The 10073-nt window shown below is 46.5% G+C and carries 11 protein-coding genes and 1 riboswitch; all 11 genes read right to left on the minus strand.

What is annotated here, in order from left to right:
- Positions 1–103 precede the first annotated feature (103 nt).
- Positions 104–1384 (minus strand): amidohydrolase, encoded by a 1281-nt coding sequence (locus tag RDN69_RS05010; protein ID WP_024049215.1) that lies wholly within the window; start codon positions 1382–1384, stop codon positions 104–106.
- A complete protein-coding gene (locus tag RDN69_RS05015; RefSeq protein WP_024049214.1) occupies positions 1381–2634 on the minus strand; it encodes an adenosylhomocysteinase in 1254 nt (417 codons plus the stop codon). The genes RDN69_RS05010 and RDN69_RS05015 overlap by 4 nt, the downstream gene beginning before the upstream one ends.
- Positions 2631–3683 carry an S-methyl-5-thioribose-1-phosphate isomerase gene (mtnA, locus tag RDN69_RS05020; RefSeq protein ID WP_024049213.1) on the minus strand — a complete coding sequence of 351 codons (1053 nt, stop codon included), beginning with the start codon at positions 3681–3683 and terminating at the stop codon, positions 2631–2633. Before mtnA ends, RDN69_RS05015 begins: the two co-directional genes overlap by 4 nt.
- Positions 3680–4492: an S-methyl-5'-thioadenosine phosphorylase gene (gene mtnP, locus RDN69_RS05025; protein WP_024049212.1), complete on the minus strand. Its 813-nt coding sequence runs from the start codon at positions 4490–4492 to the stop codon at positions 3680–3682. The genes mtnA and mtnP overlap by 4 nt, the downstream gene beginning before the upstream one ends.
- On the minus strand, positions 4485–5366 hold the full coding sequence (hslO, locus tag RDN69_RS05030; protein ID WP_024049211.1) for an Hsp33 family molecular chaperone HslO: 882 nt from the start codon (positions 5364–5366) through the stop codon (positions 4485–4487). Before hslO ends, mtnP begins: the two co-directional genes overlap by 8 nt.
- Position 5367: 1 nt before the next feature.
- Positions 5368–5829 carry a 6,7-dimethyl-8-ribityllumazine synthase gene (gene ribE / locus RDN69_RS05035; protein WP_024049210.1) on the minus strand — a complete coding sequence of 154 codons (462 nt, stop codon included), beginning with the start codon at positions 5827–5829 and terminating at the stop codon, positions 5368–5370.
- Between the two features lie 11 nt (positions 5830–5840).
- Positions 5841–7025, minus strand: a complete 1185-nt coding sequence (locus tag RDN69_RS05040; RefSeq protein WP_024049209.1) for a bifunctional 3,4-dihydroxy-2-butanone-4-phosphate synthase/GTP cyclohydrolase II — start codon at positions 7023–7025, stop codon at positions 5841–5843.
- Positions 7026–7039: 14 nt separating this feature from the next.
- Positions 7040–7672 carry a riboflavin synthase gene (locus tag RDN69_RS05045; RefSeq protein ID WP_274954068.1) on the minus strand — a complete coding sequence of 211 codons (633 nt, stop codon included), beginning with the start codon at positions 7670–7672 and terminating at the stop codon, positions 7040–7042.
- Complete coding sequence (ribD, locus tag RDN69_RS05050) at positions 7669–8802, minus strand: bifunctional diaminohydroxyphosphoribosylaminopyrimidine deaminase/5-amino-6-(5-phosphoribosylamino)uracil reductase RibD (protein WP_024049207.1); 1134 nt, start codon at positions 8800–8802, stop codon at positions 7669–7671. The genes RDN69_RS05045 and ribD overlap by 4 nt, the downstream gene beginning before the upstream one ends.
- Before the next feature lie 44 nt (positions 8803–8846).
- A riboswitch (FMN riboswitch) is annotated at positions 8847–8972 on the minus strand.
- 9 nt (positions 8973–8981) lie between these two features.
- Positions 8982–9632: a ribulose-phosphate 3-epimerase gene (rpe, locus tag RDN69_RS05055; RefSeq protein ID WP_159821936.1), complete on the minus strand. Its 651-nt coding sequence runs from the start codon at positions 9630–9632 to the stop codon at positions 8982–8984.
- Positions 9629–10073, minus strand: a 445-nt coding sequence (rsgA, locus tag RDN69_RS05060; RefSeq protein WP_288218309.1) for a ribosome small subunit-dependent GTPase A, incomplete at its 5' end; no start/stop codon positions are given. The genes rpe and rsgA, both read right to left, overlap by 4 nt.

Here is a 10073-nt window from a genome sequence, read left to right on the forward strand (position 1 = left end):
AAATAGAAGTGTTTAGCCATAATACACCACCTAAAAAGGCCTATAATAAATAACGATAATGTTAAATTATCGTTATTTATTATAGGCTATCACATTTTATTGCTTATGACAAGTTGCTAAAGTACTCCTGTGCTTTTGTAATTTCAGTGCGCAAACGCTCTTCATCAATGGTAAGCAGTTGGCGATGTTGCATAACAAGCTTGCCGTTGATCATAACGGTATCCACATCCGACGATTGTGCCGCATAGGCAAGCAATGACGTAACATTATACTGCGGTTGCCAATGGAAGCCGCTGCGGTCGATTAAGATGATATCGGCTAAATTGCCTTCTTTCAATTCGCCGAGATCGCTATATCCAAGTGCATGGGCGCCCCCTAATGTAGCCAATTCCACCGCGGTTTGTGCCGGAATAGCGGTAGGATCGTAGGATACACCTTTATGAATTAATGCGGCTGTCTGCATTTCTTCCCACATATCAAGCTTATTGTTGCTCGATGCACCGTCTGTAGCCAAACCGACGGTTACATTCGCAGCAAGCATCTGAGGAATCGGTGCTACGCCTGAAGCCAGTTTCAAATTACTGCGCGGATTATGTGCAACCCTTACATTATGCTCCGCTATAATAGCAATATCGTCAGCGTCTACGTGTACGCAATGTGCGGCTAAGGTCGGTTGAGTAAACAGACCGAGTTGTTCCATATAAGCAATCGGACTGAGCCCGTGTTTTTCTCGGCAGGTTTCGACCTCCCCTTGCGTTTCGGATAAGTGAATATGGATTTCGATATTGTCTTTACCGGCGGCATCAATGACTTTTTCCAAATATTTTGCCGGACAGGTATATGGCGCATGCGGTCCAAGCATTACACGAATTAAGCCGTTTTCTGCTTGATGCCATTCATGGAAAAGCGCCACATTTTCCTGCAGCGCTTCCTCTCCATTGGGAGAAGTTCCCGCCAAGCCACGTGCAATATTACCGCGCATGCCGACATCAACAGCCGCTTTAGCCACCTGAGGCATGTGCATATACATATCACAAAACGCGGTGGTGCCGCCCCGAATCATTTCCGCAAAAGCCAACTGTGAACCCCAGTAAACAACTTCATCGTTCAATTTTGCTTCCGCCGGCCAAATGTGGTTTTCGAGCCAATCCATTAAGGCAACATCATCGGCATAGCTGCGAAATAATGTCATTGCGACATGGGTATGACTGTTAATTAAGCCCGGCATGGCCAGCATTCTCTTGCCATTTATTTTATTGTCAACATCCTCACATTCAAGATTTTTCCCGATTTTTTGAATTCGTTGGTCGCTTACCAAAATATCAACGTCGATTTTTATTTCCTGCGGTGTCCAAAGGTCCACATGCTGAATTAATGTGCTCATTCGGCACTTCCTTCCTCATATAAGTAAGCATATTGTTCAGATGTCAATGTATCAATGGCATAATGCATCGCCGCTAATTTAATCCGTGCGACCTTTTCATCGATAGCTTTTGGCATGACATATACTTTCGGCGAAAGCCATTCCGCATTTGTCTGTACATAATCTAACGCCAACGCTTGCAACGCAAAGGACAAGTCCATGATTTCAGCGGGATGTCCATCCCCTGCCGCCAAATTGACCAGTCTCCCCTCGGCCAAAACGAAGAGAGTATTTCCATTGGCCAATGTATAGCCTTTAATATTTTGTCGGGCCTCGAATTCTTTGTCAGCAATTTCACTGAGTTCACGCACATTTACTTCCACGTCAAAGTGGCCTGCATTACATAGAATGGCCCCATCTTTCATTAACGGATAATGGGCTTTAGTGATGACATCCTTACACCCCGTTACCGTGACAAAAATATCACCGAGACGAGCCGCTTTTTCCATCGGTAACACCGTAAAACCGTCAAATACCGCTTCGATCGCTTTGATAGGATCAATTTCCGTGATATAAACATGTGCTCCTAATCCTTTGGCGCGCATGGCAACGCCTTTACCGCACCAGCCATACCCCGCAACTACCACATTGCGTCCGGCAATCGTCAAATTAGTCGTCCGAACAATACCGTCCCAAGCGGATTGCCCGGTACCGTAGCGATTATCAAAAAGATATTTACACAGTGAATCATTGACAGCAACCATCGGGAATTGCAGTTTCTTTTCCTTATCCCATACGCGCAAACGCTGTACACCGGTAGTCGTTTCTTCGGAACCGCCCAAGAGGCGCTCCTGCGCATCTTTACGACTATCCAGAACAAGCGCCGTCACATCACCGCCGTCATCTAAAATCAGATGCGGCTTGTGGTCCAGAGCGTGGTTTAAGTATTGTGTATATTCTTCATCGGTACAACCGTGCGTAGCATATACGGTAAGACCTCGTTTAACCAAAGCGGCGGCAATCGGATCCTGCGTAGAAAGCGGATTGCTGCCGGTGACAATGACCTTGGCTCCGGCTTCCTGTAAAACCGTCGCCAAAAATGCCGTTTTTGCCTCCAAGTGAATCGACATAACTATGGTTTTACCTGCAAATGCTTGCCGCTTTGTTAAATCTCGCCGAATTTCCTGCAGCACCGGCATATATCTTTGTACCCAATCAATTCTTTTTTCGCCTTCCGCGGCCAGAGATAAATCTCGGATGATAGAATTCATTGTTTCACCTTCTCTTTTAATTTGGTGATTGCCTGCTTATATGGTGCGGTTAACACACCTTTTTCTGTAATTATTCCCGTCACCAATTCAGCGGGAGTTACATCAAATGCGGGATTCCAAACGGCAACATTTTGCGGCGCACTGCAAACCCCTTGAAATTGGCGCACCTCTTCGGCAGCACGCTCTTCAATGGGAATCTGTGAACCGTCCTTAAGCGTAAAGTCAAATGTCGAGCTCGGCGCTGCTACGTAAAATGGAATATTGTGATAATACGCCAACACAGCCAAACCGTAAGTTCCGATCTTGTTAGCAACATCACCATGCATGGTAATACGATCCGCACCGACGATTATGGCATCTATTTTTTTGTTTAAAATAGCGCTTGCGGCCATATTGTCACAAATTAACGTGCAGGGAATGTTATCTTTCGTTAATTCATACGCCGTCAGACGAGCTCCCTGAAGCAGCGGGCGTGTTTCATCCATATAGACCGTGATTAATTTTTTTTGGAGATGCAATTCACGGATAACTCCCAACGCAGTTCCGATACCTCCTGTAGCAAGTGCTCCCGCATTGCAGTGAGTAAGAATCGTTACCGGTCGATCAAAAAGTGCAGCGCCGTGCTTAGCCATCTCTTTATTTTGTGCAAGGTCATCGCTATCCACTTTTTGCGCTTGCAAAAGTAATGCTTGGTAAGCTGCGTCATATGACGCATTTTGTGCAAGCAGTGTAGCGTATATCTCACGCTGCAAATCCACAGCCCAGGCTAAATTGACAGCCGTCGGTCGCGCTTCCCGTAAAGCTTCGGTGGCAGCATTAAAGGTAGATTGTTGTGGGATGCTGTTTCCTGACGTTGCGCTTTCGGCAAATGCCAAGACGCAAGCATACGCCGCAGCGACACCTATGGCCGGCGCTCCACGTACAGCCAAGGTAGCTATCGCATGAGTGACATCGGCTGCCTTTCTGCAGGTGATATACACTTCTTCAGTGGGTAAACGTCGCTGATCAAGTAAGATGAGTGCGCCATTTTCCCAATATAAGTGTCTCATAACTTAATTCCCTGCTCTACTTTAAAGCCACCGTATTCTGCCATGGCATGCAATGCCGGACTATCAAATGCAGGGTCAAATGTCGTCATGACGGATCGCAGGAGTTTTTTCAGTTGCTCGCTATTTTTTTCCATAGCCTCTACCACTTCACTATGTGTGAGATTTTGTGGAGAAATACCGGCGGCAAAGTTGGTAACGAGCGATATGGTAGTATATGCGATCTCCGCTTCCCGAGCTAATGGGCATTCGGGTGCATTGGTCATACCTACGACATCACCTCCGAGCTGCGCATACATTTTAATTTCGCCGGCGGTTTCAAAACGCGGACCTTCTGTACATACATAGGTCCCTTTTTCATGTAACGGCAACTTTTCTTTCTTGGCGGCTTCTGCAACTATTTTACGTAATGTGCCGCAGTAAGGTTCCGTCAAATCCACATGCGCTACCGGCAAAGGAGAACCGTCATAAAAGGTGTGTTCACGCGACTTGGTAAAATCGAGCAATTGATCGACCAGTACCATTTCACCCGGCTTCATGTCCGGATTGAGTGAACCGACGGCGGTAGTCGCTACAATGGCAACAACATCAAGCATTTTCAAAGCATAAATATTGGCACGATAATTGATTTTATGAGGCGGAATCGTGTGATTGGCACCATGACGAGTCATGAAAATAATTTCTTTATCCATAAAAGTACCGGATGTATAAACGGCATCCCCATAAGGTGTCTTGATGGACGTTGTTTTCGTATTATTGAGAAACGCGGGGTCATATACTCCCGTCCCTCCAATAATAGCCAGTTTACGCATTAGGCCCCTCCTTTTCAGCAAAGGCAGCTGCTAATTCATCTTTGGTAAAAACATATTTTCGTTCGCAGTAGTGACAGACCAATTCCGTTTTATCTTCCTGCAGCAAAGCTTCCTGATCTTCTTTCGGAATTGTCTTTAACGCTGTAAGAAATTTTTCGGACGAACAGGTACATTCCCAAAGCACTGGTTTTTCTGCCAGTAAATCTACATGTAAACCATGGGAGAGAATTTCAATAATTTCTTCTTCCGTATGCGTACGCATCGCATTGGTAATTGGTCCCAGCTTTACCAAATTGGCTTCTATTTGCTGCAATGCTTCCTCATCACGATCCGGCATTGCCTCTACCAAAATGCCTCCGGCGGCTAATACCTGTACATCGCCACTTACCATCACGCCGAGACTTACCGCCGAAGGGATCTGCTCCGAAAGTGTTAGATAATAAGCCAGGTCTTCCGCGATTTCACCCGAGTGAATTTCAATAGCGCTTTGATAAGGCTGCCGCAAGAGAGAGTATCTTGTGACATACAGCATGCCCTGACCGACAGCTTGCCCGACATCTAATTTTCCGTGCTCGTTAAGCGGCAAATCGACCTGTCCGTTCTCCACGTAGCCGCGAACACGGTTAGTCTCATAGGCATCGACAAATACTTTGCCCAGCGGTCCGTCGCCGTCGAAACGAATACTTACGCCTTCCTGGTTTTTAAAATCAGTTGCGAGTAGCAATGCACCCGTCATCGCGCGTCCTAATGCAGCCGTAGCTACAGGAGAAAGATCATGCAATGCTCGTGCGCGCGCGACAGCAGAGGTCGTATACGCCACCGAGATTTTTAAACCTTCATGGGCCAGATAATGTTTAATACTATCTTTCCACATGTCATATCTCCTTCAATAAATTGCACATTTCCACGGCCGACATAGCGGCATCAAAGCCTTTGTTGCCGCTTTTAGTTCCAGCCCGTTCAATCGCCTGCTCCAAAGTATCAGCAGTTACCAAACCGAAAAGAATCGGTTTTCCCGAAGCAAGCGAAGTGGCGGCGATACCTTTGGCCGCTTCATTGCATACCAGATCGTAATGCGACGTAGCTCCTCGTAACACAGCCCCTAAGCAAATAACCGCATCTACGTCCTCTTTAGCAACAAATTTTTTAGCTACGAGCGGTAATTCAAACGCCCCCGGGCAGTACGCAATTGTAATGTTTTCCTCTTTCATGCCGTGCCGTTTCAGTGCATCCAATGCCCCGCTTAAGAGTCGATTTGTAATAAAATCATTAAAACGACCGACAACAATCGCCATTTTTAAATCGTCAGCAATCAAGTTTCCGTTGTATGTTTTCATATGTCACCTCGTTAAAAAATGTGCCCCATTTTATCTTCTTTGGTTTTTAAATATTCGCGATCAAAATCATTGGGCGGAATAACAATCGATTCTCGTGCAGTAACGGTAACCCCATTTTTTTCTAAATTATCGATTTTGGCGGGATTATTGGTCAACAACCGAATGCTTTTCACGCCGAGATCTTTTAAAATGCGTGCACTGAGCGAATATTCACGCAAGTCGGCAGGAAAGCCAAGCTGTTCATTAGCTTCCACCGTGTCGAAGCCTTCTTCCTGCAATTTATACGCACGAATTTTATTGACTAGACCGATGCCCCTTCCCTCTTGACGCATGTAGATAACGACACCAGCGCCTGCGGCCTCAATTTGACGCAATGCCGCATGCAGTTGTTCGCCGCAATCACAGCGGCACGAACCGAATACGTCCCCGGTCAAACACTCCGAATGAATTCTGGTTAACACATCCTCCTTGCCGTTAATATCGCCTTTCACGATGGCCAGGTGGTTAAACGAATCCAATGTGTTTTCATAGACATAAATGGTAAACTCACCGTATGCCGTCGGTAATTTTGCAGTAGCTACCCGACGTACCATTTCCTCGGATTGCTTGCGGTATTCATATATTTGCGCCACGCTGATCATGGTAAGCCCGTGTATTTTAGCAAATTGCTGCAATTCCGGACGACGCATCATCGTTCCATCGTCTGCCGTGATTTCACAAATCACAGCGGCAGGATATAAATCAGCCAACTCCATCAAGTCAATGGAGGCTTCCGTATGGCCAGAACGTACAAACACACCGCCTTCCCGAACACGAAGCGGAAACACGTGTCCCGGACGGCGAAAATCGTTGCCTTTGGCCGCAGGATTTAAAAGTTCTTTAATAGTGAGCGCGCGATCATGCGGCGAAACGCCGGTACCGGTATGAATATGATCAACGGAAACTGTAAAAGCCGTTTGATGGTTGTCCGTATTTTCCTCAACCATTTGAGGAATCTCCAAACGCTCCAGATCTTTACTCTTCATCGGTACGCAAATAATGCCTCGAGCGGCCTTCGTCATAAAATTAATAGCCTCGGTAGTAGCAAATTGAGCAGCCATTACCAGATCGCCTTCATTTTCCCGCTTCTCGTCATCTACCACTATAATCATTTTACCGCTTTTTAAATCATTTAAGGCCTGTTGAATCGAATCCATTTACCTTACTCTCCTCAATCCAGAAAACCGTTTTGTATTAAAATCTTTTGCAGGTTTTCATCGGTATTTTTTTGACTTCTCAACAGATGATCAATGTATTTCCCCAGTACATCTGTCTCAATATTTACGATACTGCCATTTTGATATTCTCGGGTATTCGTTTGTTGCCAGGTATGCGGAATAATAGAGACCTCAAAGTAATTTTTCCCGGTTTCCGTTATGGTCAAACTCATACCGTCAAGCGCAATCGACCCTTTGGGAATAATATGCCGTAATAGTGCAGGTTCCACTTGAACCCGTATGCGGTGCGCTATTTCATCCCTTCGAATTTGGCTGACTTTGCCGATACCGTCAATATGCCCGGAAACAAAGTGACCGTGTAAACGTCCGTTTACCGATAATGCCCGTTCTAAATTAACATGCATCCCCAATTGCCACTTGGCCATCGCGCTATGTTGTACTGTTTCCGGCATGGCAGTCGCACTAAATGCCTGTGCTTGCACATCGACTGTCGTCAGACAAATGCCGTTAACAGCGACGCTGTCCCCTGCTTTAAGCGGCTCATCCCACGGCAGATGCGCAATGGTCAGCAAGTAGCTGGTACCGTTTCGTTCCAGCCGCCGTATCGTGCCAACTTGTTCAATCAAACCTGTAAACATCCGAACTCCTTTACTTCATAATGCAGGCGAATATCATCAGCGAACATTTGGGTATCTATTAAGGTATATCGCGGCGCATTTTGCAACGCCTCAATTCCAGCTCCGGCACTAATCCCTTTAGCCATCGCTCCACCGAACATAAGTGGCGCTATATACAGATAAATTTCATCCAAAAGTGCGGCTCGTAAAAACGCATCGATAAGTGTGGCGCCGCCTTCTAATAAAACGGTTTGAATCTCGTACTTTTCCAGGAGTAATTTGACACCTGCTCGGATATCCGGTTCGCCTTCGGCATTACAGGATAATAATTCCACATTGACTCCCTGCTGACGCAGTGCCTCAAGTCGATTTGGGGCAGCCTCCTGTGTGCAAAATAAAATTGTTCGTTCAGGCAACTGTGTAACTATCGTGGCGGTAAGCGGTAATCGTGCCGTTTTGTCCCAAATCACACGCCACGGTTGTTTAGGACGAGAAAAATCTCGCACCGTAAGCTGCGGATCATCGGCAAGTACGGTATTAATACCTACCGTGATGGCATCGCTAAGAGAACGCAAACGCTGCACATCATGACGCGCTTCTTTGCCGGTAATCCATTGGGATTCTCCAGTGACTGTAGCCGTTTTGCCATCCAGCGTCGTCGCCATTTTCGCCACCACCTGCGGTCGCTTTTGCTCAATGCTACGAAAAAAGCCGCGGTTAATTTTGCGTGCTTTTTCTTCACAAACGCCGCACACTACTTCTATACCGGCCTCTTCTAATATCTTGATGCCCTTCCCGTTGACTTTTGTAAACGGATCACAACATGCACAGACCACGCGTTTGATACCTGCCGTTATGATCGCTTGAGTACATGGAGGTGTTTTTCCGTAATGTGAACACGGTTCAAGTGTTACATATAAAGTAGCATCTCGCGCTGCTTCGCCTGCGTCTTGCAATGCCCAGATTTCTGCGTGCGGACCGCCTGCTTTTTGATGCCATCCTTCCCCGACAATCGTATGGTTTTTAACAACCACCGCCCCGACAAACGGATTAGGCCGTACGGCTATTGTCCCGATTTGTGCGAGTTGCAGCGCTCGCTCCATGTACAAAATATCTTCTGTCGATATATCAGCTTGCATAATATGCCTCCATAAAGAAAAAAGGACAACGTAAAAGTGTCCTTTTTTGTCCTTTCCCAGCCAGACTATACTGTCGGTTTCGAAATTTCATCGAATCAGCTTGCGCTTGCGGACTTTACCGCCGGTCAGGAATTGAGTCAATTGACCCTCACCTTGCCTCAAAGACACGACATATTAAGTTATTGCGAATTACGTAATGTACGAATCATCTCGGCACGATCTGCACTGTTAAATACAGCGGAGCCAGCGACTAAAATATTTGCCCCCGCTGCGATCAACGAAGCCGCATTTTGCGGTCCTACACCGCCGTCGATTTCAATCGACGCGGAGCTCTTCGTGCGTTCAATTAGTTCGGCTAAACGTTTTACTTTGGCAGTCACATAAGGAATGAATTTTTGGCCGCCAAATCCCGGATTGACGCTCATCAACAACACAAAATCAAGCGCCGGCAAAATATCTTGCAATACCTCTACAGGAGTAGACGGATTTAATACCATACCGGCTTGCATGTCGTACTTTTTGATCAGCTGCACTACGCGATCCGCATGTGGTTCTGTTTCATAATGAAAAGATACCATATCACAGCCGGCCTCATGTAGTGGTTCAATATAATCACTCGGTTGTTCGACCATTAAATGGGCATCAAACACTAAATCGCTGTGGGGCCGTAGCGCTTTGATCACCGGTGGACCAAATGTCAGATTCGGAACAAAATGGCCGTCCATAATATCCAAATGGACAATATCGGCGCCCGCTTGCGTTAGCATTTTCAACTCTTCCTGCAAGCGAGAAAAATCTGCAGAAAGTAAGGATGGTGCAATTTTTATCATCGATATCTGCCTCTCTCTTTTTCCAGCCACTCTTCTGCCAACGCTTGGTAGGAGTCATAGCGACTTTGTAAAATAGCACCGCTTTCTACCGCCCCTTTGACAGCACAGTGCGGCTCTTTTAAATGGCGGCAATCATCAAATCGGCATTGACCTAAGTAGGGCACAAAATCACGAAAACGTGCAGCAATATCAGTCACTTCACGCGGTAAGTAGGAAAGCGACGCAAACCCCGGCGTATCCATAATGAATGTATCCGGCGCCAGTCGCAGCAACTTGGCATGACGAGTAGTATTACGTCCGCGACCAATTTTTGAACTGACACTTTGCGTGCGCAGGGTGTCTGTTTGCGCCAAATGATTGATTAAAGTAGACTTTCCCACACCCGACGGACCGCAGCAGACGCTGATGTGTCCCTGTAGGATCGCTAGTAACGGTTCGCGT

The organism is uncultured Negativicoccus sp. (assembly GCF_902480485.1).
Classification (GTDB): domain Bacteria; phylum Bacillota; class Negativicutes; order Veillonellales; family Negativicoccaceae; genus Negativicoccus; species Negativicoccus succinicivorans.